This window comes from Brevundimonas sp. (genome assembly GCF_032017145.1).
GTDB lineage: Bacteria > Pseudomonadota > Alphaproteobacteria > Caulobacterales > Caulobacteraceae > Brevundimonas.
In genome coordinates, this window is record NZ_DALZQC010000051.1 from 1 (window position 1) to 22316 (window position 22316).

At 68.8% G+C, this 22316-nt stretch carries 22 protein-coding genes and 1 pseudogene; 15 read left to right on the forward strand and 8 right to left on the reverse strand.

The annotated features are described in order from the left end of the window. Positions 1-52: 52 nt before the first annotated feature. From RTU05_RS10090 to RTU05_RS10110, 5 genes and pseudogenes are all read left to right on the forward strand, one after another. Positions 53-709, forward strand: a pseudogene (locus RTU05_RS10090) (3-hydroxyacyl-CoA dehydrogenase NAD-binding domain-containing protein); the annotation flags it as partial. Next, positions 706-1263 (forward strand): phthalate transporter, encoded by a 558-nt coding sequence (locus RTU05_RS10095; protein WP_312597920.1) that lies wholly within the window; start codon positions 706-708, stop codon positions 1261-1263. The pseudogene RTU05_RS10090 and the gene RTU05_RS10095, both read left to right, overlap by 4 nt. A gap of 76 nt (positions 1264-1339) precedes the next feature. Continuing rightward, positions 1340-2557 (forward strand): DUF418 domain-containing protein, encoded by a 1218-nt coding sequence (locus RTU05_RS10100; protein WP_312597922.1) that lies wholly within the window; start codon positions 1340-1342, stop codon positions 2555-2557. Positions 2558-2598: 41 nt separating this feature from the next. Continuing rightward, positions 2599-4482 carry a cobaltochelatase subunit CobT gene (gene cobT, locus RTU05_RS10105; RefSeq protein WP_312597924.1) on the forward strand — a complete coding sequence of 628 codons (1884 nt, stop codon included), beginning with the start codon at positions 2599-2601 and terminating at the stop codon, positions 4480-4482. Further along, complete coding sequence (locus RTU05_RS10110) at positions 4479-5453, forward strand: esterase-like activity of phytase family protein (RefSeq protein ID WP_312597926.1); 975 nt, start codon at positions 4479-4481, stop codon at positions 5451-5453. The genes cobT and RTU05_RS10110 overlap by 4 nt, the downstream gene beginning before the upstream one ends. Before the next feature lie 3 nt (positions 5454-5456). On the opposite strand, the gene RTU05_RS10115 is transcribed toward RTU05_RS10110, so the two are convergent. Genes RTU05_RS10115 through otsB form a run of 3 tightly spaced genes read right to left on the reverse strand, consistent with a single transcriptional unit; the run spans position 5457 to position 9460 of the window. Continuing rightward, positions 5457-6869, reverse strand: coding sequence for a trehalose-6-phosphate synthase (locus tag RTU05_RS10115; RefSeq protein WP_312597928.1), 1413 nt, complete (start codon positions 6867-6869; stop codon positions 5457-5459). Positions 6870-6912: 43 nt separating this feature from the next. Beyond that, positions 6913-8697: a glycoside hydrolase family 15 protein gene (locus RTU05_RS10120; RefSeq protein WP_312597929.1), complete on the reverse strand. Its 1785-nt coding sequence runs from the start codon at positions 8695-8697 to the stop codon at positions 6913-6915. Positions 8698-8701: 4 nt separating this feature from the next. Next, positions 8702-9460, reverse strand: coding sequence for a trehalose-phosphatase (otsB, locus tag RTU05_RS10125; RefSeq protein WP_312597931.1), 759 nt, complete (start codon positions 9458-9460; stop codon positions 8702-8704). Between the two features lie 216 nt (positions 9461-9676). On the opposite strand from otsB, the gene RTU05_RS10130 reads away from it, so the two are divergent. Genes RTU05_RS10130 through truA form a run of 9 tightly spaced genes read left to right on the forward strand, consistent with a single transcriptional unit; the run spans position 9677 to position 16713 of the window. Further along, entirely contained in the window at positions 9677-10627 is a 951-nt protein-coding gene (locus RTU05_RS10130) for a KpsF/GutQ family sugar-phosphate isomerase (protein ID WP_312597933.1), read from the forward strand. A gap of 2 nt (positions 10628-10629) precedes the next feature. Next, positions 10630-11916 carry a glycosyltransferase family 1 protein gene (locus RTU05_RS10135; RefSeq protein WP_312597935.1) on the forward strand — a complete coding sequence of 429 codons (1287 nt, stop codon included), beginning with the start codon at positions 10630-10632 and terminating at the stop codon, positions 11914-11916. 30 nt (positions 11917-11946) lie between these two features. Further along, positions 11947-13116: a polysaccharide biosynthesis/export family protein gene (locus RTU05_RS10140; protein WP_312597936.1), complete on the forward strand. Its 1170-nt coding sequence runs from the start codon at positions 11947-11949 to the stop codon at positions 13114-13116. Between the two features lie 4 nt (positions 13117-13120). Beyond that, the gene (locus RTU05_RS10145) at positions 13121-13696 is read left to right on the forward strand and encodes a hypothetical protein (protein WP_312597938.1); all 576 of its coding nucleotides are present in this window, start codon (positions 13121-13123) and stop codon (positions 13694-13696) included. A 36-nt stretch (positions 13697-13732) separates the two neighbouring features. Continuing rightward, positions 13733-14170, forward strand: a complete 438-nt coding sequence (locus tag RTU05_RS10150; protein ID WP_312597940.1) for an acyl-CoA thioesterase — start codon at positions 13733-13735, stop codon at positions 14168-14170. 31 nt (positions 14171-14201) lie between these two features. Further along, complete coding sequence (def, locus tag RTU05_RS10155) at positions 14202-14777, forward strand: peptide deformylase (protein ID WP_312597942.1); 576 nt, start codon at positions 14202-14204, stop codon at positions 14775-14777. Next, positions 14777-15019, forward strand: coding sequence for a hypothetical protein (locus RTU05_RS10160; RefSeq protein WP_312597944.1), 243 nt, complete (start codon positions 14777-14779; stop codon positions 15017-15019). The genes def and RTU05_RS10160 overlap by 1 nt, the downstream gene beginning before the upstream one ends. A 27-nt stretch (positions 15020-15046) precedes the next feature. Then, the gene (gene fmt, locus RTU05_RS10165) at positions 15047-15970 is read left to right on the forward strand and encodes a methionyl-tRNA formyltransferase (protein WP_312597945.1); all 924 of its coding nucleotides are present in this window, start codon (positions 15047-15049) and stop codon (positions 15968-15970) included. Then, on the forward strand, positions 15970-16713 hold the full coding sequence (truA, locus tag RTU05_RS10170; protein ID WP_312597947.1) for a tRNA pseudouridine(38-40) synthase TruA: 744 nt from the start codon (positions 15970-15972) through the stop codon (positions 16711-16713). The genes fmt and truA overlap by 1 nt, the downstream gene beginning before the upstream one ends. 134 nt (positions 16714-16847) lie before the next feature. On the opposite strand, the gene RTU05_RS10175 is transcribed toward truA, so the two are convergent. From RTU05_RS10175 to RTU05_RS10190, 4 genes are all read right to left on the reverse strand, one after another. Beyond that, positions 16848-17909, reverse strand: a complete 1062-nt coding sequence (locus RTU05_RS10175) for an aspartate-semialdehyde dehydrogenase (RefSeq protein ID WP_312597949.1) — start codon at positions 17907-17909, stop codon at positions 16848-16850. Between the two features lie 407 nt (positions 17910-18316). Continuing rightward, on the reverse strand, positions 18317-19534 hold the full coding sequence (gene fabB, locus RTU05_RS10180; protein WP_312597951.1) for a beta-ketoacyl-ACP synthase I: 1218 nt from the start codon (positions 19532-19534) through the stop codon (positions 18317-18319). 66 nt (positions 19535-19600) lie between these two features. Then, entirely contained in the window at positions 19601-20134 is a 534-nt protein-coding gene (gene fabA, locus RTU05_RS10185) for a 3-hydroxyacyl-[acyl-carrier-protein] dehydratase FabA (protein WP_292019579.1), read from the reverse strand. A 70-nt stretch (positions 20135-20204) separates the two neighbouring features. Beyond that, a complete protein-coding gene (locus tag RTU05_RS10190) occupies positions 20205-20732 on the reverse strand; it encodes an SH3 domain-containing protein (protein WP_312597952.1) in 528 nt (175 codons plus the stop codon). Between the two features lie 112 nt (positions 20733-20844). On the opposite strand from RTU05_RS10190, the gene RTU05_RS10195 reads away from it, so the two are divergent. Further along, the gene (locus RTU05_RS10195; protein ID WP_312597954.1) at positions 20845-21831 is read left to right on the forward strand and encodes a D-glycerate dehydrogenase; all 987 of its coding nucleotides are present in this window, start codon (positions 20845-20847) and stop codon (positions 21829-21831) included. Between the two features lie 13 nt (positions 21832-21844). Here the strand turns inward: RTU05_RS10195 and RTU05_RS10200 are convergent. Then, the coding region (locus tag RTU05_RS10200) for a DUF6880 family protein (protein WP_409411614.1) at positions 21845-22316 on the reverse strand (472 nt) is incomplete at its 5' end.

Sequence of the window (22316 nt, forward strand, 5' to 3'; positions counted from 1 at the left end):
TCCATAGGTCCGGCTGATGTAGTCCTTGATCGTCTGGCTGGTCAGGGCGGCGGCCGGGATCGCTGAAGCCGTCGCGGGCGCCGATCTGGTGATCGAGGCCACGCTGGAGGACGAGGCCGTCAAGAAGGCCGTCTATGCCGAGGTCGTGCCGCATCTGGGGCCGCAGACGCTGATCGCATCCAACACCTCGTCCATTTCGATCACCCGCTTGGCGTCGGCGACGGATCGGCCGGACCGGTTCGTGGGCCTGCATTTCATGAAGCCGGCGCCGATCATGAAACTGGTCGAGATCGTGCGCGGCATCGCCACCTCGGCCGAGACCCATTCGGCGGCCGTCGCCTTCGCCGAAAGCCTGGGCAAGACCACCACGGACGCCGAGGATTTCCCGGCCTTCATCGTCAACCGCATCCTGGTGCCGATGATGAACGAGGCGATCTTCGCCCTGTACGAAGGGGTCGGCAACGTCGCCTCCATCGACAAGGCGCTGCGCCTGGGGGCCAACCATCCGATGGGGCCGCTGGAGCTGGCGGACTTCATGGGGCTGGACGTGGTGCTGGCCATCATGAACGTGCTGTACGATGGCCTGGCCGACAGCAAATACCGCCCCTGCCCGCTGCTGGTGAAATATGTCGAGGCCGGGTGGCTGGGCCGCAAGAGCGGGCGCGGCTTCTACGACTATTCCGGCCCCACGCCGGCGCCGACGCGATGAGCCGGTTCGAGACCTATTCCGACCTGCCCGGTCAGGCGACCATCGCGGCGCGCCCGGCGCCGCTGTATCCCGTCCTGGCCTGTCTGGCGGGGGCGGCCTGGCCGCCGCTTTGGCTGACGCTGCCGATCTGGCGACCCCATGCGGTCATGCCGGGGCGCGATATGGACTGGCGTCTGGTGGCGCTGGTGATCGGACTGATCGCGGTTCCGCTGGCGCTCCATCGCGTTCTGAGCGAACGTCGGCGGGAGGGCCGGCCGGGCACGCGGCTGGGCGTGGTCTGGCGCTTCATGCTTTACGGCGGCCTGATGGCGGCCTTGTTGCAGATCGTCGTCGCCCTGGGCATGAGCGTGATCGGCTGGTTCGGGGCCGCCGATGTCATGCAGGCCCTGGGCGCCACGGAGACGACGCTGCTGATCTTCGGCGTCGGCGGCCTGCCTATCGCCATGGTGGTGGGCGTCAGCTACGCCCTTTGGGCCGGCCTGTGCGCCGCCTTCATCGCCTTCGAGGCCAAGCCGGCGGTCAAGGATCGCCTGGGCCTGATGCCCAAGGATTAAGGGCGCGCGTCGGGGATTGACGCCGACGCCCCGGATGCGGAACTCTGGCCCCAACAAGGATCCGGGGGCCTTCAGGATGCTGCAGTCAGACACGCCCCCGGCGCCCGCCGTCGAGCGCATCGCCACCCTGGACCTGGTGCGCGGCCTGGCGGTTCTGGGCATATTGGCCGTCAATGCGGGCGGGTTCGCCGCCACCCTGTCGGCCTATGGCAGTCCGGCGCTGTGGCCCTTTCCCGACACGGGGGCGTCGGCGGCGGCCCAGTGGGTCGTGGACGCCCTGTTCCATCAGAAGTTCATCTCCCTGTTCTCGATGCTGTTCGGGGCCTCGTTGTTCCTGGTCGGAGGAGAGCGGGCGGATGTTCAGCGCGGCCGGCGGGTCCGGCGTCGGCTGGCCTGGCTGGCGGTCATCGCCCTGATCCACGGCCTGGCGATCTGGTGGGGCGATGTGCTGCTGCTCTACGCCTGGTCCGGCCTGTTCGTGATGCTGGCGCGGTCGTGGCGGCCGGTCATGCTGTTTCGGGTCGGGCTGGTGTTGTTCGGGCTGTTTTCGCTGGTCCAGATCGTGGGGCCCCTGAGCCTGTATTTCGCGCCTGCCGACGTGCAGGCGCGCGTCGTCGCCGAACTGACCCCCACCGCCGCCCAGATCGGCCAGGTGCGGGCCGACATCGCCGAGGCGGCCGGGTCGCTGGCCGGCGCCTATCGCCAGAATTTCAGCGCCTGGGTGGAGCTGCAGCTGTCCAGCCTGATGGTCTTCGTCTTCCCGACCGTCGGGCTGATGATGATCGGCCTGGGCCTGTTCAAGACCGGGTTTCTGAGCGGGGCCTTGTCCGTGAGCCTGTATCGCGGCGTCGTGGCGGCGGGCGCCGTGGCGCTGGCGGTCGTCGCCGGCCTGACCTGGCTCGACGACATGGCCCATGCCCGGATCATGTGGACGGCCGGGATCGAGGGGCTGCTCAATCCGCTGATCGGCCTGGGCTACGCCTCGATCCTGATCCTGCTGTGGAAGGCGGGCAGCGCCGGCGCGCTGAGGCCGCTGGCGGCGGCGGGGCGGATGGCGCTGAGCAACTATCTGGCACAGTCGATCCTCATGACCAGCCTGTTCTGGGGCGGTCGGGGTCTGGGGCTGATGGGCCAGGTGGATCGGCCGATGCTGTGGGCCGTGGTGATCGGAGTGTGGGTGCTGCAACTGATCTGGTCGCCGCTGTGGCTGTCGCGCTTCGCCATGGGGCCGGCCGAATGGGCGTGGCGCTGTCTGACCTATGGGCGGCGGCTGCCGATGCGAAAACCGGCCTGACGACGCTTTTATCGCAGGCGCGAACCGACTAACTGAAGGGCATGGCCGCCCAGGACACCCCCGCCGAAACCTTCAAGCGCGCGCTGGGCCACGCCGCGCGGGCCCTGGCCGAGCAGCCGGAGCTGGAGGTGGCCTTCGGATCGGACGGGCCGCGCCTGTCGAACGGCGTCCTGACCCTGCCCCATCCGCCGCGCGATCCGTCCGGGCCGGAGAGCGCGGCCCTGCGCGGTCAGGCCGACCGACTGGCCCTGCGGCTGGCCAACCACGACCCGGCGCTGGACGGCCGGATGCGGCCCGCCGACGCCAAGGCGGCCGAGGTGTTCGACGCGGTCGAACAGGCGCGGGTCGAGGCGTTCGGATCGGAACATCTGGCCGGGGTGCGCGACAATCTGGGGGCCGCCCTGGTGACGCGGCTGGAAAAGAGCGGCGCCCTGCGCATCAGCGAGGCCGAGCGCGTGCCGGTGTCCGAGGCCGTGGCCCTTCTGGTGCGCGAACGGCTGACCGGCCGGCCCGCGCCGGACGGGGCCAGGGCCATGCTGGATCTGGTGCGCGCCAATATCGAGGCCAAGGCCGGTGCGCGACTGGACGCCCTGGCCGGGACCGCCGGCGATCAGGAAGCCTTCGCGCGCAAGATGCACGAGGTGCTGCGCGCCCTGGACCTGGACCCGGGCGACGGTCGCGGCGAGGACGCTTCGGAGCCCCCTGGCGACGAGGAGCCGGATCCCCAGGACCCCGCCTCCGACGAGGATCAGGACCAGGAGGAGGAAGAGGACGGCGGCGAAGGCTCACAGTCGATGGAGGGCGACGCCGACGATCAGTCCTCGGACGAAGAGCGTGAAAGCCGCCCGGACGGCGCCTCCGCCGACCCGCAAGGCGAAGGCGCCGACGACGGCCCCGAGCTTCAGGAGGGCCAGCAGCCCAATCGTCAGCAGACGGCCGACGACGGCCGCGCGGTCGATTTCTACCGCGTCTTCACCACCGCCTTCGACGAGGTGATCGACGCCGCCGACCTGTGCGACCCGGTCGAGTTGGACCGGCTGCGCGCCCTGCTGGACGGACAACTGGCCATCCTGTCCAGCGTGGTGTCGCGGCTGGCCAACAAGCTGCAACGCCGGCTGCTGGCGCAACAGAACCGTTCCTGGGTGTTCGATCTGGAAGAGGGGATGCTGGACACCGCGCGCCTGACGCGTATCGTCACCGACGTCACCGCCCCCCTGTCATTCAAGGCCGAGAGCGAAAGCCCGTTCCGCGATACGGTGGTGACCCTGTTACTGGACAACTCCGGCTCCATGCGCGGGCGGCCGATCATGGTGGCGGCGGTCTGCGCCGACATCCTGGCGCGGACCCTGGAGCGGTGCGGGGTCAAGGTCGAAATCCTGGGCTTCACCACCCGCGCCTGGAAGGGCGGCCAGAGCCGCGAGGCCTGGATCACCGCCGGCAAACCGCAAAATCCCGGCCGCCTGAACGACCTGCGCCACATCATCTACAAGGCCGCCGACGCGCCCTGGCGCCGGGCCAAGAAGAACCTGGGCCTGATGATGCGCGAGGGCCTGCTGAAGGAGAATATCGACGGCGAGGCCCTGCAGTGGGCGCACGGCCGCCTGTTGGCGCGCACCGAGCAGCGGCGCATCCTGATGGTCATCTCCGACGGGTCGCCGGTCGACGATTCGACCCAATCGGCCAATGCGGCGCTGTATCTGGACAAGCATCTGCGTCAGGTGATCGCCGAGATCGAGGATCGGTCGCCGGTCGAACTGCTGGCCATCGGCATCGGCCATGACGTGACCCGCTGGTACCGTCGCGCCCTGACCATCGTGGATGTGGAGCAGCTGGCCGGCGCCATGACCGAGAAGCTGGCCGAACTGTTCGAGAACGAAGGGGCGGCGGCCCCCGCGCGCCGGTCCCGGCGCAAAGTCGCGGCATGAGCCGGTTTCGCCGTCTGGCGGTCCTGTGGGCCGCCCTGTCCCTGACGGCCTGCGCCGCGTCGCTGGGTGCGCCCCGCCCCTATCCGTTGTCTGAGGACGGCTGGACCCCGGCGGTGGCGGAACTGCGCAGCGTGGGCCTGGGCCTGCCTGGCGGGGCGACACTGGCGCCGGGCGTGCATTTCGCGGGCGGGCTGAACATCCTCGCGGCGCCGATGTCGCCCCTGCACAGCCTGTCGGACCTGAAGCTGACCGGCGACGGCGGCTTCGTCACTGTTTCGGACGTAGGCGACCTGGTGCGCGCCGACATCCGGCTGGACGCGCATGGCCGGCTGGTCGGCCTGGATCGTTTTCGCACCCGCAGGCTGACGCTGGCGGACGGCCGGCCGATCTCCGACAAGCAGGACGGCGACGCCGAGGGCCTGGCCCTGACGACGTCCGGCGATCTGCTGGTCAGTTTCGAACGGCGCCACCGCATCTGGAACTATGGGCCGCTGAACGCCCTGACCGACCGGCCGACACCGATGCGCGCACCCGACTTCCCCTTCACCGAAAACGACGGGATGGAGGGGCTGGCGGCCGGGCCGAACGGCTGGCGCGTGGGCGGCGAGGCCGGCGGGGTCTGGGACTGCACGCCCGCCCGCTGCGCCGTGGTCACCCCGCCGCCGACCGTGCCCATCCCCGACAGCGAATACCGCATCACCGGCATCGACCGCGATCCGTCGGGCGACGGCTGGTTCGTGGTTCAGCGCCGCTATCGCGCCCCGATCGATGCCCGCGCCCATGTACGCCACATGGCGGCGGACGGGGCGCTGGGCCCGGTGCTGATCGAGCTGAAACTGCCCGGCACCACCGACAATTTCGAGGGGATCGCCGCCGAGCGCCGCAATGGGGCGACACGGCTCTACATCCTGTCGGACGACAACTTCAGCCCGGCCCAGCGCACACTGATGCTGGCCTTCGACATCCGCTGATCGTCACGCCGCCCCAGCCCACTGGGTCGACTGGGATGTCGCCTCGTCCGAGTTCAGCGCCCGCACGAAATCGTCGCGCCAGATGCCGACGTCGGTGGCGCGCACCACCTCCATCAACGCCTGCCATTTGCGGATCCGCTCGGCCTTGGGCATGGTCAGGGCCTTCTGGATCGCGTCCGACAGTTCCTCGCGGCTATAGGGATTGACCAGCAGGGCCTCGCCCATCTGTTCTGCCGCCCCGGCGAAACGCGACAGGATCAGCACGCCCGGATCGTCCGGGTTCTGCGCCGCCACATATTCCTTGGCCACCAGATTCATGCCGTCGCGCAACGGCGTCACCAGCCCCACCCGCGCCGCCCGATAGATGCCGGCCAGCTGATCGCGGCGATAGGTGCGGTTCAGATAGCGGATCGGCTGCCAGTCCATGTCGGCGAAGGCGCCGTTGATCCGCCCGGCCAGGGCGTCCAGACGCGAGCGGATGTCCTGATAGCTGTCCACGTCGTCGCGCGAGATGGGCGTAACCTGCAGCAGGAAGACCTCGCCCCGCATCGAGGCGTTGTCGTGCAGGAACTGCTCATAGCCCAGCAGCCGCTCCTCCAACCCCTTGGAATAGTCCAGCCGGTCCACCCCCACGATCATGGACCGGAACGCCGCCGAGGCCGCCATCCGGTCGTAGGTGCGCGCGCCCAGGGTCGAGTTTCGCGCCGCCAGGAAACCGTCCACGTCGATGCCGATGGGGAAGACGCCGGTCTGGACGCGCCGCCCGAAACACTCCAGCCCGCCGTGGCCGAACAAGTCGCCTTGCGCCTCCGACACCACATAGTCGGTGAACAGGTCGCTCCATTCCCGGGTGTGGAAACCGATCAGGTCGAAGTCGAACATCGATTCCACCAGCCGCCGATGGTGCGGCAGGGTCACCAGCAGCTGACGCGCCGGCCAGGGGGTATGCAGGAAGAAGCCGATCCGGTTTCGGATGCCCAGACGGCGCAGGTCCCGCGCCATCGGGATCATGTGATAGTCGTGGACCCAGATGACGTCGTCCGGCTGGATCAGCGGCGCCAGCACCTCGGCGAAGCGGCGATTCACCCGCTCATAGCCCTCGCCATACGACCGCTCGTATTGGGCCAGGTCGATGCGGTGGTGGAACAGCGGCCACAGGGTCTTGTTGGCGTAGCCGTTGTAATATTCGTCGACGTCCTGGGCCTCCAGATCGACCAGACCCACGGTCACACCAGCGCGATCTTCGATCTTGACCTCGCCGGTCCAGTTCTCGACCGTCTCGCCGGACCAGCCGAACCACAGGCCGTCGTATTTGCGCAGGGCGGCGGACAGGGCCATGGCCAGGCCTCCGGCGGACCCTGCGGCAGGGTCCGTCGGGGCAGACACCCGATTGGATACGACGATAAGTCGGCTCATGATTTCACTTCGTTCGGCGGCCCCAGCCCCGGGACCAGACAGATCAACGCACGTCGGTCCAGGATCGGCTCAACAACACGGCACAATTGATGATGCCGACCAGCGAATAGGTCTGCGGATAATTGCCCCACAGTTCGCCGTCCTCGATGGAGATGTCCTCGCTGAGCAGGCCGGCGGCGGTGCGGCGGTTCAGCATCTCCTCGAAGATGGCGCGCGCCTCCTCGATCCGGCCGTTCTGGTGCAGGGCTTCGATGAACCAGAAGGTGCAGAAGTTGAAGGCCGTCTCCGGCTCGCCGAAGTCGTCCGGCTCGACGTAGCGGAACAGGTGGCTGCCCTTCTTCAGGTCGCGTTCGATGGCGTCGAAGGTGGCCACCTGGCGCGGATCGTGCGCCTCCAGGAAGCCCAGGTCGGTCATCTGCAACAGGGAGGCGTCCAGCTCTCGCCCGCCATAGCTGGCGGCGAACCGGCCCTCGTCGGGCAGATAGGCCTCGGCCTCGATCCGTTCGCGGATGAGACGCGCGCGTTCCCGCCACACCTCGGCCCGATCCGGCAGGTTCAGATGGTCCGCCGCCTTGGCCAGACGGTCGCACGCGGCCCAGCACATGACCGAGGAATAGGTGTGGACCCGCGCGATGGTGCGGAACTCCCACAGGCCGGCGTCGGTCTGGTCGTGCATGGCGAAGGCCCGCTCGCCGACCTTCTCCAGCGCATGGAAATCCTCGATGGTGCCAGGGCGCAGCAGGCGCTGGTCGTAGAAGGCCTGAACCAGCGGCAGGACGATCTGTCCGTACACGTCATGTTGCAGATGCTCGTGCGCCTGATTTCCGATCCGCACCGGCTTCATGCCGCGATAGCCCTGGACCGTCTCGACGATGCTCTCGCCGATGCCCGGCTCCAGCCCCACGCCATAGACGGGCTGGACGTGGCCGCCGGCGGAATCATCGACCAGATTCCGCAGATAGACGAGATAGTTCTCCAGGATGTCCACCGCGCCCAGCCGGTTCAGCGCCCGCACCGTATAATAGGCGTCGCGTATCCAGCAGTAGCGGTAATCCCAGTTGCGCCCGCTCTCCTTGAACTCGGGCACCGAGGTCGTCATGGCCGCCACGATGGCCCCCGTCTCCTCGTAGGCGCACAGTTTCAGGGTGATCGCCGCCCGGATCACCGCCTGCTGATAATCCAGCGGCAGATAGAGTTTGCGCACCCAGTCCTGCCAATAGGCGACCGTGCGATCCAGCGCCGCCTGGACCCCGTGGCCCACGTCCTGATCATAGCCCTCGTCCGGCCCCAGGAAGAAGGCGTGGGCGCGTTCCAGCCGGAAAACCCGCTCCTCCAGAATATGCGACACCGGGCAGTCGGTGGTCAGGCGGAACGTCACCTCGGCGCATTGATAGCGGATGTGGTTGGACCCGGACGTATGCGGCGCCGGCCGCGCGCCCCAGTCGGTCGAGGGCCGCAGGCGCACGCGAATGCGCGGCGTACCCGACAGCGGCCGCACGATGCGCGCGAACGCCAGCGGCCGATAGGTGCGCGAATGTTTCGGGTGGCGAGGGGCGAAGTCGATGATCTCGCACGACGCCCCGTCCTCGCCCGTCATCACCGTGCGCAGGACCGGCGTGTTGCGGACATAGCCCTGTTCGATCGACGTCATGCCGTCCATCTCGACCGACCAGAAACCGTGATCGGGGCTCGATCCGTCCATCAGGGCCGAGAAGACGGGATCGCCGTCAACGCGCGGCGCACAGGCCCAGACGAACCGTCCCTGACGGTCGATCAGGGCGCTGACCGCGCAGTTGCCGATGGGAAAGAGGTCCAGATTGGGCGTCATCGGTTCAGGCCTTTGCAACGGCTTCGAGCCAGGTCAGGACATCGTCCACGTCGTTCAGGCGGTATCGCGCCGCCGTTTCTCGTTCGGGGCCGACCAGGACGCCGTAACCGCCCAGGGCTGCGGCGGCCTGAAACCCGTATTCGTCGGTCAGGTCGTCGCCCAGCATGACGGGCACGCCGCCCTTGAACGGCGCCTCGCGCATGAAGGCGGCGACGGCGGTGCCCTTGTCGGCGCCGGGCGTCTTCAGCTCCAACACCATATGGCCGGGCTGACAGGTCAGGCCGGTCTCATCCGCCAGATCCCCCGCCAGCGTGGTGGCGGCCCCGGCCGCGTCGGGGGCCATACGGTAATGCAGACCGGCCGAGACGCCCTTGTCCTCGACGATCACGCCGGGCCGGTCGGCGGCGAAGGTCTTGAAGGCGGCAAGCGCGCGGGCCACGCCCGCGTCGGCGGGGCGGCGCTCGATCGACCCGTCCTTGAGACGCCGCTCCAGACCATGCACGCCGGAGCCGGACACAAGGGCGTTGTCGGAAATCCGGTCGATCTCTGCGAGGGTGCGGCCGCTGACGATAGCGACGCGCCCCGCCAGACGCGCATCCACCGCCCTCAGCGCCGCCGTGCGGCGCGCGACGGGTCCCACGGCGTCGGGGGTCGGCGCCATCGGCGCCAGCACCCCGTCCATGTCCAGAAACAGTGAAATCCCGTCGGCGACGACAGGCGGGCGCGCAAGCAACAGTTCGGCGGCTCCGGCGTGAGACGGCATGGATCGTAAGGCTCTTGTTCAACTTCCCCAGCGACGACAACGCGCCAGCCCGGCAAAGGTTGACCCGAAACCGACAAAGTCGTCTGAAAGGGAGACGCCGCATCGCCTCGCGCAACCGTCGCGGGGCGTTCGTCTCGACAATAAGGAGAGCCCGGTTGCGGGCCGCTGGGATCAATGACCGAGATCACGCCTTCCGCGCCCCAGGACATCGCCGCCATGACTGACCGCGCCCGAGAGGTGGTGCGGTTGAACATCGAGGCGCTGGAGGCGCTGGAACGCTCCATCGACGTCTCCCTAGCGCGCGCCGTCGATGTGATCATGAGCCGACCGGGCTATGTCGTGGTCACCGGCATGGGCAAGTCGGGCCACATCGGGGGCAAGATCGCCGCGACCCTGGCCTCGACCGGCACCAACGCCTTCTTCGTCCACCCGGCGGAGATGAGCCACGGCGATCTGGGGATGCTGCGCCCGGACGTCACCCTTCTGGCCATCTCCAATTCGGGCGAGAGCCGCGAACTGCGCGATCCCCTGATCTATTGCCAGCGCAACAACATTCCCGTGATCGCCATCACCCAGCGGCCGACCAGCTTCCTGGGCCGCAACGCCGCCGTCTGCCTGACGATGCCGCGCGTCGCCGAGGCCTGCCCCAACGGCCTGGCGCCCACCACCTCGACTCTGATGACCCTGGCGCTGGGCGACGCCCTGGCCATGGTCTTGATGGATCGTCGCCAGTTCACGGCGATGGACTTCGGCCTGCACCATCCTGGCGGGGCCCTGGGCATGAGCCTGCAGAGCGTGCGCGAATGGATGGGCGACAACGCCGCCGTGCCGGCCAGCGTGGCGCTGAACGCCGATTTTGGCGAGGTCGTCTCGGCCATCACCGAGGGCCGCAAGGGCGCCGTGGCGGTGCTTGACGAGGCGGGCGCCCTGGCCGGGATCGTCACCGACGGCGACCTGCGCCGCGCCTTCCAGCGCGACACCACCAATCTGAAGGCGTCCGACATCATGGGCGCCAATCCGATCACCGTCGAGCCGGACGCCCGGATGAGCGACGTCGTCGATCTGCTGACGGCCAACAAGATCGCCAACCTGTTCGTGGTCGAGGATGGGCGGCCCACGGCCATCGTCCATATCGCCGAACTTATGCAGGCCGGTTACGTCGCCTGATCATGCGAATCCTTTATGACGCCAGCCGGCTGATGAGCCGGGCCGACCGTTCCGCTCCGACCGGCGTGGACCGGGTCTGCCTGGCCTATGCCGAATGGCTGCTGAAGACGCCGGGCGTAACCGTTCTGCCGGTACGCGGGCGAAAGAACCGGCTGGTGCCGGTCGATCCCGCTTGGTTCGGCCGTTTCGTCGCCGATCTTCGCAGCCGCTGGAACGGGGCAGCCTCGACGGCCGCGGATCGCGCCCACGAGGCGCGGCTGCTGGAGGCGCTGACGGCGTCGGCGCGTCCGGCCGCCTCGGTGATCGGCGCCCCGCCCGCGCCGGTTCAGGACAAGCCGGCCGACAAGGCGCGGGTGTTCAAGCAGTTCTTTCGCTCGAGGCACGCCACGCCCCTGCCCGACGCCGACCTTTACCTGACCGTTGGTCACACCACCCTGCAGGAACCGACAGCACTCAGGGATCTGGAGGTCGCCGGCATCGAACGGGTCGTGCTGATCCACGATCTTATCCCGGTGACCCATCCCGAGTTCTGCCGGCCGGGCGACGGCGACAAGCACCACGCCCGCGTCGCCAACACCCTGCGCCACGCCAGCCGCATCATCGTCAACTCGGCCTATACGGGCGACGAACTGCGCGCCTTCGCCCAGCGGGAAGGTCTGCCCCAGCCTCCGATCCACGTGGCCCACCTGGGTCTGGAACCCGCCTTCGCCGCCGGAGAGGCGGTCGCCGCGCCGCGCCCCTATTTCGTCCACGTCGGCACCATCGAGGCGCGCAAGAACCTGGCCCTTCTACTGACCCTGTGGCGGCGGCTGGAGGAACGGCTGGGCGCCCGCACGCCGTCGCTGGTTCTGGTCGGCCGCTACGGCTGGGAGAACGAGGCCGTGCTGGATCACCTGCAACGCTCGCCCAATCTGCAGGGCGTGGTCCACCAGGCGTCGAACCTGTCGGACGCGGCCCTGGCGCGACTGATGCGCGGCGCGCGGGCGGTCCTTGCGCCCTCTTCCGTGGAGGGGTTCGACCTGCCGGCGGTCGAGGCCTGCGCCATGGGATTGCGGTTGATCGCCTCGGACATTCCGCCCCACCGCGAACTGACGCCCGACGCCGAACTGATCGACCCGCTGGACGGCCTGGGCTGGCTGGACGCCATCGAACGGGCGACCTTGGCGACGCCTTCGGCGCCATCGAACGCCTACGTCGCGCCCGACTGGGCCGGACATTTCCGCATCGTGGCGGAAGCCATCGGTCTTGATCGCGCTTCGCCTCTGGCGAGCGCGACCAAAGGCTTGTAATCAATCCGCGAACAAGGGCTATCCAGCTTCATGACGCGCACCATCCTGCCGCTTGCCATCGTCGCCATCCTGGGCGGCTGCTCCACCCTGCCGCGCGACGGGCCGTCCGGCGCCTCGGTCGACGCCGGGGCCACCACCGCTTCGGCCCTGGGCAGCTACGCCCTGGTGCCGCTGACCTATGAGGTCACCGAGCGGATGAAACAGGTGCCGCCGCAATTCTTCGGCACCCTGGCCGCCGGTTCCAGCGACCAGCCCGCCGACATCATCGGCGAAGGCGACACCCTGGCCATCTCGATCTTCGATCCATCCGGCTCGCTGTTCGGAGGGACCCTGGGGGCCGGCTCAACCTCCGGCCGCAACGCGGCGACCATGTCCGGCGGCAACCAGGCCCTGCCGGGCGCCACCGTCGATCGCACGGGCTCGGTGACCATTCCGTTCGGCGGTCAGGTTCGGGTCCAGGGCCTGACCTCGACCCAGGCGGCGGCGGCCATCCGGCGCGCCTTGGTCGGCAAGGTCGCCAATCCCCAGGTGCTGGTCTCAATCGCCGGCAATGCGTCGAACACCGTCAATGTGCTGGGCGACGTGCGCCAGCCGGGCCGCGCGCCGCTGGGCGTCAACAGCGACCGCATCCTGGACGTCATCGCGGCGGCCGGCGGCTCGGCCCGCACCACCGACGACCTGACCATCTCGATCCAGCGCGGCGGCCAGACCTACACCGCCCCCTTGTCGGCGGTGACGACCGAGTTCGGCGAGAACGTCCGCCTGCAACGCGGCGACGTGATCAATGTCCAGTACAAGCCCCGCCGCTTCTCCACCTTCGGCGGCCTGAACGCCGTAACCCAGGTAGATATGCCGGCCGGTCCCATGACCCTGACCGGCGCCATGTCCAAGGTCGGCGGCCTGAACACCAACACCGCCAACGCCCGCCGGGTGATGATCTTCCGTTTCGAACGCCCTGAGGTGGCCCAGGCCCTGGGCATCACCCAGCCCGCCAGCCCGCGGGGCGTGCCGGTGGTCTATCAGCTGGACTTCGCCGACGCCGCCAACGTCTTCGCCGCCACCAATATGCAGGTGATGCCGGAGGACGTGATCTATGTCCCGCTGGCGGGCGCCGCCGAGATGCGCAAATTCTTCGAGGTGGTCCAAAGCCTGACGCGCGTCGTCTATGACGTGTCGGTGACCAGCACGCTGAACCGCTGACGTCATGGTCGGCGGCCGGTCGTTGATCCCGGGCCTGTTTCGACGCCGGCCCGTCGCCGCCGCCGCCGCCGATGCGGTCGATCCGTTCGACCGACCCGACGACGCGACGCCGGCCGAACCCGATCCGCTCAGCCTGGCGCTGGACGAGATCGAGGCCGGCGCCCTGGCCCTCTATGCGGCGGCGGGCCTGCCGACCCAGGCCGGCCATTACCGGCGCGGACCCGATGGCGACGACTGGACCTTCGTCGCCGCAACCTTGACGCCGCAGGAACGGTTCGCCCTGGCGCTGGCGCATCCGCCGGAACAGGGCTGGCGCTTCGCCCGGTTGCAGGATCTGGGCGCCCGATCCGAGCGCGAAGACCTTCGCGCCGCGTCTCGACTGCTGGGCGACATCGCCCGCCTCAGGGCCTCGCGCCGCGAAGTTCTGACGCAGGACCACCTGCTGACGGCGATGGAGCTGGGCGCCGCCTGGCGGGCCCTGCGCGATTCCGGAGCCTTCGACGCGTCACGCCCGACCTTGTCCGACCCGGAAGCCGCGCCGCCCGCCGTCGCACGCGACAAGCGACGCAAGCCGCGATAAGGACGCCGCCTCCCCCAAGATCAGGTTCCGCCTTCCATGTCCGACACTCCCGAACAGCCGCCAGAATTCCAGCCGGTCGGCCGCATCATCGCCATGCCGGCCGACACCAATCCCGAGGGCGACATCTTCGGCGGCTGGCTGCTGGCGCAGATGGACGTAGCGGGGGCGACCCCCGCGTTCGAACTGGCCTGCGGGCGGTGCGCCACCGTGGCGCTGGACGGCATGGTCTTTCACCAGCCGGTCTCGGTCGGCGACGAGGTCAGCATCTACGCCCATGTCATCGGCTCGGGCCGCACCTCGATCCGCGTCCAGGTCGAGGCGTGGAAGCGCGCCCGGGGCCAGCCCCAGGCCGCCTCGGTGCGCGTGACCCAAGGCGTCTTCACCTATGTCGCCATCGACGAACACCGCAAACCCCGCCTCCTGCCCGGCAAGGGCGGAGGCGCCGAGACAGGCCGCGACGCTCGGGAATCTTGACCTGACGCCGGGGCGGGCCTACCTCCCCGGCATGGCCATCCGTCGCATCCTCACCATCGACAACGCCGCCGATCTGGCGATCCTGAAACAGGTTTCAAAGCCCGTCGCGGCGGTGGACGACGCCGTCCGCGCCCTGATGGACGACATGCTGGAGACCATGTACGACGCGCCCGGCATCGGCCTGGCCGCCGTGCAGGTCGGCGCACTGGACCGGGTCATCGTCATGGACCTGGGCGACAAGGACGGCGTGGTCTGCGAGACGGAGGAAGAGGCCGCCGAAAACGCCGAGGCGCGCAAGAACCCGCGCTTCTTCGCCAATCCCGAAATCCTGTGGACCTCGGACGAACTCTACACCTACGAGGAAGGCTGCCTGTCGATCCCGGAGTATTTCGACAAGGTGGAACGCCCCGCGCGCGTCCGCATTCGCTATCTGAACCGTGACGGTCAGTCGGTGGAGGAAGAGGCCGAGGGTCTCTACGCCGTCTGCATCCAGCACGAGATGGACCATTTGAACGGCGTGCTCTTCATCGACCACCTGTCGCGGCTGAAGCGGGAACGCGCCGTGACCAAGGTCAAGAAGGCCGCCAAGGACAGGATCGCCGCCTGATGAGACGCCAAGCCCGCCCGCCGCTTCGCCGTGGTCAGCCGCTGGTCATCGACACCGAGGGCCGCCGCCGTCTGACCCGCAGCCAGAAGGTCGGCGTCGCCGGCGTGGCCACCCTGGCGGGCGTCGCCCTGATCGGCGTGGTGGCGGGCCTGCTGCTGGACCGGCTGCTCGATTTCGACGACGCCCTGGACGCGGGCGGCGAATGGGACGAGGGCGGCGGCGTCTTCACCCGCTGGCAGTAAGCGCCGCAACGCTTTAAAGGCGTGCCCATGCGCCTTGCCTTCATGGGAACTCCCGACTTCGCCGTGCCGTCTCTGGCCGAGCTGATCGCCTCGGGTCACGAGATCGTCGCCGTCTATTCACAGCCGCCGCGCCCCAAGGGGCGGGGCCAGAAGCTGACGCCCTCGCCGGTTCACGCCTTCGCCGAGACCATGGGTCTGCCGGTCTTCACGCCTGAGAGCCTAAAGGCGCCCGAGGCCATCGCCGACTTCCAGAGCCTGGACCTGGATGCCGCCTGCGTGGTCGCATACGGCCAGATTTTGAAGCCCGCCGTGCTGGAGGCGCCGCGTCTGGGCTGCCTGAACCTGCACGGCTCGCTGCTGCCGCGCTGGCGGGGCGCCGCGCCGATCCAGCGCGCCATCATGGCCGGCGACGCCCAGACCGGCGTCCAGATCATGCAGATGGGCGAGGGGCTGGACGAAGGCCCCATCCTGCTCAGCGAACTGATGGACATTCGCCCTGACGACACGGCCGCCAGCCTGTCCGAACGGATGGCCCACGTCGGCGCCGCCCTGTGGCCCCGCGCCCTGGCCGCCATAGAACGCGGCGGCGTCACCCCGTCGGAACAGGTCGGCGAGGCGACCTACGCCAAGAAGATCACCCCCGCCGAGGCCCGCATCGACTGGACCCGTCCGGCGACTGAGGTGGACGCCCATATCCGCGGCCTGTCGCCCTTCCCCGGCGCCTGGTTCGAAGCTCCGTCCGAGGCTGGACCTGTGCGGGTCAAGGCCCTGCTGTCGGCCGTGGCGGAGGGTTCAGGCGCGCCGGGCGTCCTGCTGGACGACGCCCTGACCATCGCCTGCGGAACCGGCGCCGTGCGCCTGATCCGCGTTCAGCGCGAGGGCAAGGCGGCGCAAAGCGCGGACGAGATGCTGCGCGGCTTTCCCCTGCCCGCCGGGACCGTGCTCGGCTGATGCCGCGCTACAAGCTGACCCTCGAATACGACGGCACGGCCTACAACGGGTTTCAGGCTCAGGACGGCCAGCCGACGGTGCAGGGGGCGCTGGAGGACGCCATCGCCGCCTTCTCGGGCGAGCGCATCCGCATCGCGGCGGCGGGGCGCACCGACACCGGCGTCCACGCCACGGCCCAGGTCATCCATGCCGATCTGGAGCGCGACTGGCCGGTCGCCACGGTGCTGAACGCCATGAACGCCCATCTGGTGCGCCAGGATGTCTGCGTGCTGTCGGCGGATTATGCCCCAGACACCGATTGGCACGCGCGGTTCTCGGCGACGGGGCGGGGGTATCTGTATCGCATCCTGAACCGCCGCCCCCAGCCGGTGCTGGAGCGCGACCGCGTCTGGCACGTCAAGAAGACGCTGGACGCCGAGGCCATGCATCACGCGGCCCAGGTGCTGGTGGGCCATCACGACTTCACCACCTTCCGTGACGTCGGTTGCCAGTCCAAATCGCCGGTCAGGACGCTGGACGTGGCCCGCGTCAGCCGCTTCGGCCAAGAGGTGCATCTGGTGTTTCAGGCCCGCAGCTTCCTGCACCGTCAGGTCCGGTCGATGGCCGGGACGCTGGTCGAGGTCGGGCTGGGCCGCTGGACCGCCCACGACGTCAAGGCGGCGCTGGAGGCGAAGGACCGCGCCCGGTGCGGCCCCGTCGCCCCTTCGGCGGGGCTCTATCTCAGCGGCGTGCGCTACGACTGATTTCCGTCATTCCGGGGCGTCCGAAGGACGAACCCGGAACCCAGGGGGACAACTCCTGCGCCTGCTGCAGTTGGCGCCGTGCGCGTGGTCCTGGGTTCCGGGTTCATCGCTGCGCTCAGCCCCGGAATGACGGTTCAGAGGCCGTTCTGCCGCACCAGCACCTCCGCGATCTGGACCGCGTTCAGGGCGGCGCCCTTCCTCAGATTGTCGTTGGAGACGAACAGGGCCAGGCCGTGCTCGACCGTCGGATCGGGGCGGACACGGCCGACGAAGACCGGGTCCTTGCCGGTGGCGTCCAGCGGGTTCGGCACCGCCGTCACCACCACGCCCGGCGCATTGGCCAACAGTTCCAGCGCCGCCTCGACCGAGATCGGACGGTCGAACTCGGCGTTGATCGACAGGGAATGGCCCGAATAGACCGGCACGCGCACGCAGGTGCCGGACACGGGCAGGCCGGGAATTTCAAGGATCTTGCGGCTTTCATCGCGCAGCTTCAACTCCTCGTCGGTGTAGCCGTCTTCCGACAGGGTGTAGTTCAGGGCCACAACATTGTTGGCGATCGGCACGACCCACTTTTCGGGCGCGCCGAAATCGACGGCGCCGCCGTCGCGGGCCAGAGCGGCGCCCTGATCGACGCTGGCGCGCGACTGGGTCTCCAGCACGCGGATGCCCTCGACCCCGCCGCCCGACACGGCCTGATAGGTCGAGACCGTCAGACGCTTCAGACCCGCGGCCTCATGCAGGGGCTTCAGCACCGGCATGGCGGCCATGGTTGTGCAGTTGGGGTTGGCGATGATCCCCTTGGGGCGGTCGGCCAGGGCGTGGGGGTTCACCTCGGCGACGACCAGCGGCACCTGAGGGTCGCTGCGATAGGCGGACGAGTTGTCGATGACCACGGCGCCGGCGGCGGCGACCTTGGGGGCCAGGGCGCGCGAGGTGTCGCCGCCGGCCGAGAAGAAGACGATGTCGAGCCCTGCGTAATCGGCGGTCGCCGCATCCTCGACCACCACGTCAGCGTCGCCGAAGCGGATGGTCTTGCCCGCCGATCGGGCCGAGGCGAACAGGCGCAGCGAGGCCAGCGGGAAGTTCCGCTCGGCCAGCAGGCCGCGCATCATCTCGCCGACAAGGCCGGTGGCGCCGACGATACCCACATGAACGGGACCCACATGGGGCGGATTGGACGGGGAAAAGGTCATTGAAGCGTCTCCTGGGAAGGTGGGAGGCGCGGGGTGTCGGCCGGATCGACCGCCCCGCGCGTCGGCGGGGCTTGGGATCGAGTTTGGCGCTAGACCGTGCGCGCACCCGAAGCCGCCCCGCCGAAGCCGGTGGTTTTCAAGGTAATCGCTTTGGTCATGAGCATGGACACGGCGACGCTCTCTAAGGGCGAGAAACGGTCGTGTAAACGGGATTGGACGAAAGAATTTGCGTGAGGAGAAGAAGGGCGGCCCTGCACACGCAATAAAGCCGTCCCTAGGCTCCCCGTCCGTCATCCTCGGGCTTGCCCCGAGGATCGGAGGTCCCGCCGCATTGCGTATGATCCAGGCATACAGCCCGACCCACACCCGATCCTCGGGTCAAGCCCGAGGATGACGGGTGAAGAGTTTCACACCTTCGACAGGATCAACGTGCCGTTGGTGCCGCCGAAGCCGAAGCTGTTGGACATGACGTGGGTCAGTTCGCCGTCATGCCGCTGGCGCAGGATCGGCATGCCTTCGAACGCCGGATCGAGATTTTCGATATGGGCGCTCTCGGCGGCGAAGCCGTTCTGCATCATCAACAGGCAGTAGATAGCTTCCTGCGCGCCAGCCGCGCCAAGCGAGTGACCCGTCAGCGACTTGGTCGAGGAGATCATCGGCATCTGGTCGCCGAAGACGGCGCGGACCGCCTCCATCTCCTTGGCGTCGCCGACCGGGGTCGAGGTGCCGTGCGGGTTCAGATAGTCGATCCGGGGATTGCCCGCCTGCTCCAGCGCGATCTTCATGCAGCGTTGCGCTCCTTCGCCCGAGGGGGCGACCATGTCATAGCCGTCGGCGTTGGCGCCATAGCCGGTGACCTCGGCATAGATGGTCGCGCCGCGCGCCTTGGCCCGCTCGTATTCTTCCAGCACCACGATGCCCGCGCCGCCGGCGATGACGAAGCCGTCGCGGTTGGCGTCATAGGCTCTGGAGGCGACCGACGGATTGTCGTTGAAGTCGGACGACATGGCGCCCATGGCGTCGAACATGTTCGACATGGACCAGTCTATGTCTTCGCAACCGCCTGCGAAGATCACGTCCTGCTTGCCCCACTGGATCTGTTCGACCCCGGCGCCGATGCAGTGAGCCGACGTCGCGCAGGCCGAGCTGATCGAATAGTTGAGGCCGCGCATCTGGAACCAGGTGGACAGCACCGCCGAGGGGCCGGACGCCATGGCTTTCGGCACCGCGAACGGGCCGATGCGCTTGGGCGCGCCCTTTTCGACGGTCGTGGCCGCCGCCTGCAGGATCACCTGCGTCGAAGGGCCGCCCTCGCCCACGATCAGGCCGATCCGGTCGTCGCGGATTTCCTCCGCCGTCATGCCCGACGACTTCAGCGCCTCTTCGAAGGCGATGTGCGCCCAGGCCGTGCCGTTGGCCAGGAAACGCGCGGCGCGACGGTCGACCAGCTCTTCCCATGGGCCGATCCTGGGCGGCGCCCAGACCTGGCTGCGGAAGCCGTATTTGGCGTGATCGGGCGCGGCGACGACGCCCGAACGGGCTTCGCGCAGCGATTGGGTGACCTCCTCGGCGCCGTGGCCGATGGAGGAGACGATGCCCAGGCCGGTGACGACGACACGACGCATGGTGGTTCCTTCTGAATGCTTCCTGGTCCGAAGACCGTCCGCCTAGTTCGCGGTCATATAGGGGCCTTAGCCGCCCGCCGCCTCATCCTTGGCGCCGAACAGGCCGACCCGCATGTCGTTGCAGGTGTAGATGACCTGGCCGTCGGCCTCCAGCACGCCGTCGGCGATGCCCATGACCAGCTTGCGGTTGATGACGCGCTTCAGGTGGATCTTGTAGACCACCTTCTTGATGTCCGGCGTGACCTGGCCGGTGAACTTGACCTCGCCCACGCCCAGCGCACGGCCGCGGCCCGGCCCGCCGATCCAACCCAGGTAGAAGCCGACCAGTTGCCACATGGCGTCCAGGCCCAGGCAGCCGGGCATGACGGGGTCGCCGATGAAGTGGCACTGGAAGAACCAGAGCTCGGGATTGATGTCGAGTTCGGCCTCGACATAGCCCTTTCCGTGGTCGCCGCCGTCCGCGTTGATCGTGACGATGCGGTCGAACATCAGCATCGGCGGGGCGGGCAGCTGGGCGTTGCCGGGACCGAACAGCTCGCCGCGCCCCGAGGCCAGCAGGGCCTCGTGATCGAAGGACGAAGGATATTGGGACTGGGTCAAGGCGCTTCCGTTTCTTAAAGGCGTTGCGCGCGGGTTACACGACCGCGCCGCTTCGCTCAACAGCGGCGCATCAGCTCCGGCCCGTCCCGGCGGGGCGATTGGCGTTGCACAGCGCCCGTTCCTGGGTTCCGAACACGGCGCGTTGCGGCGCCCAGCCCTGCATCCGGCGCGCCCGGACCTTGCACCAGCCGTCTTCGCATTCGTCCAGGGCGATCAGGGCGCGCGGCGACAGGCGGGCCCGCACCGAGGCCGTCTCGGATCGGCCCGAACGGATGGGGATTTCCTCGGCCGTCGTGTTGAAGACATAGCGCCGGCCCGACGACACCGTGCGGTGGATCCAGGCCACGGCTCCGTCAGGGTCGCAGATCTTTCGCCATTCGCTGGTCTCCGCGATCACCTGCACCGGCAGGCCGGCGGCGCGATATTCCCACAGGATCGGGTAATCCAGCCCCGGCCCCTGGCGCGCGCGGACGTGCGAGGACTTCAGCGAGATCCAGCGCGGCACCTCCAGGCCCGTGGGCGTGGGGCGGCCGTCGGGCATGGTGGCGCCCGCCCCGGCCATCACGGCCAGACCCATCAGGGCCAGGATCGCGACCATGCGGCGTCGCAGGCTTTGGAAGATGGCGGCGGCTTTGCTAGACACTGGATGGAACGACCCGTCGCGCGGGCTTTCGTCCCGAAGAACCGCCGCCCGCAAACCAAGGCCGAGAATGTCCGCCCGCAAGCTTAAGGTCGTATTAACCAGACGCCTGCCGGACGCGGTGGAAACGCGGATGCGCGAGCTTTTCGACACCCAGCTGAACCTGAAGGATCAGCCAATGGACCGTGCCGCCCTGCAGGCCGCCGTCCAGCGCGCGGAGGTTCTGGTGCCCACCATCACCGACGTCATCGACGCCGAACTGATCAACGGGGCGGGCGACCAGCTGAAGATGATCGCCAACTTCGGCGCGGGCGTGGACCATATCGACATCGACGCCGCCGTGGCGCGCGGAATCATCGTCACAAACACCCCCGGCGTCCTGACCGAGGACACCGCCGACCTGGCCATGAGCCTGATCCTGGCCGTCAGCCGCCGCATCGTCGAGGGCGCCCAGGTCATCGCCGACAACCGATTCGAGGGCTGGACCCCCACCTGGATGTGCGGGCGCAAACTGTGGGGCAAGCGGCTGGGCGTCGTCGGCATGGGCCGGATCGGCCAGGCCCTGGCCCGGCGCGCCAAGGCGTTTGGCCTTCAGGTCCATTATCACAACAGAAAGCCCGTCTCGGCCCTGATCGAGGAGGAACTGGGCGCGACCTATTGGGACGATCTGGACCAGATGCTGGCGCGCATGGACATCGTGTCGCTGAACTGCCCGGCGACGAAGGACACCCACCATCTGCTGTCGGCTGAACGGTTGGCCCGGCTCCAGCCCCACGCCATTCTGGTCAACACCGCGCGAGGCGAACTGATCGACGAGGCGGCCCTGTCCCAGGCGGTGGCGATGCGCGCGATCTCGGGCGTCGGCCTGGACGTGTTCGAGAACGAGCCGGACATCCACCCCGGTCTGCTGGGCCAGCCGAACGTGGTGCTGCTGCCCCACCTGGGCTCGGCGACGCTTGAGGCGCGCCAGGACATGGGCGACCGCGTCATCGCCAATGTCATGACCTATCAGAACGGCCATCGCCCGCCCGACCGCGTCATCCCCGCGATGCTTTAGGGCCGGCGGCGCTTCAGGCCGAGGCCAGCAGCCGTTCGGCCGCGTCGGGGTATTTCTGCGCCAGCCGGGCCGCCCAGTCGGCCTTCAACGGCAGGGGAGAGCGGACCTCCCTGATCCGGCGTTCAACCAATGCGGCGGCCTCTCGGTGGGCGGGCCAGTCCATCAGGAACCCCAGCGCTGTCTCGAAGTCCGCATGGGCCGCCGCATGCGCCAGGGCGCGATCCAGCGCCTCCACATCGTCGAAGTCCGGCAGGCGCGACAGATAGGCCCGTAGCACGGCGGCCGACAGGTCGCGTTCGAACAGCGTCCAGCGCAGAGCCTGCGCCTCGTCCTTGCGCCCCTCCGCCTCCATCAGGTCGATCGAGGCCGCCTCCCAGGCCGGCGTCAGGCGCGGCGCCCCCTGGGGCGAGCGGCCGAAGGTCCAGCGCCGATTGCCCGCCGACGGCGACAGGGCGGCCTCCAGCGCCTGGCGCGCCTCGGCCACG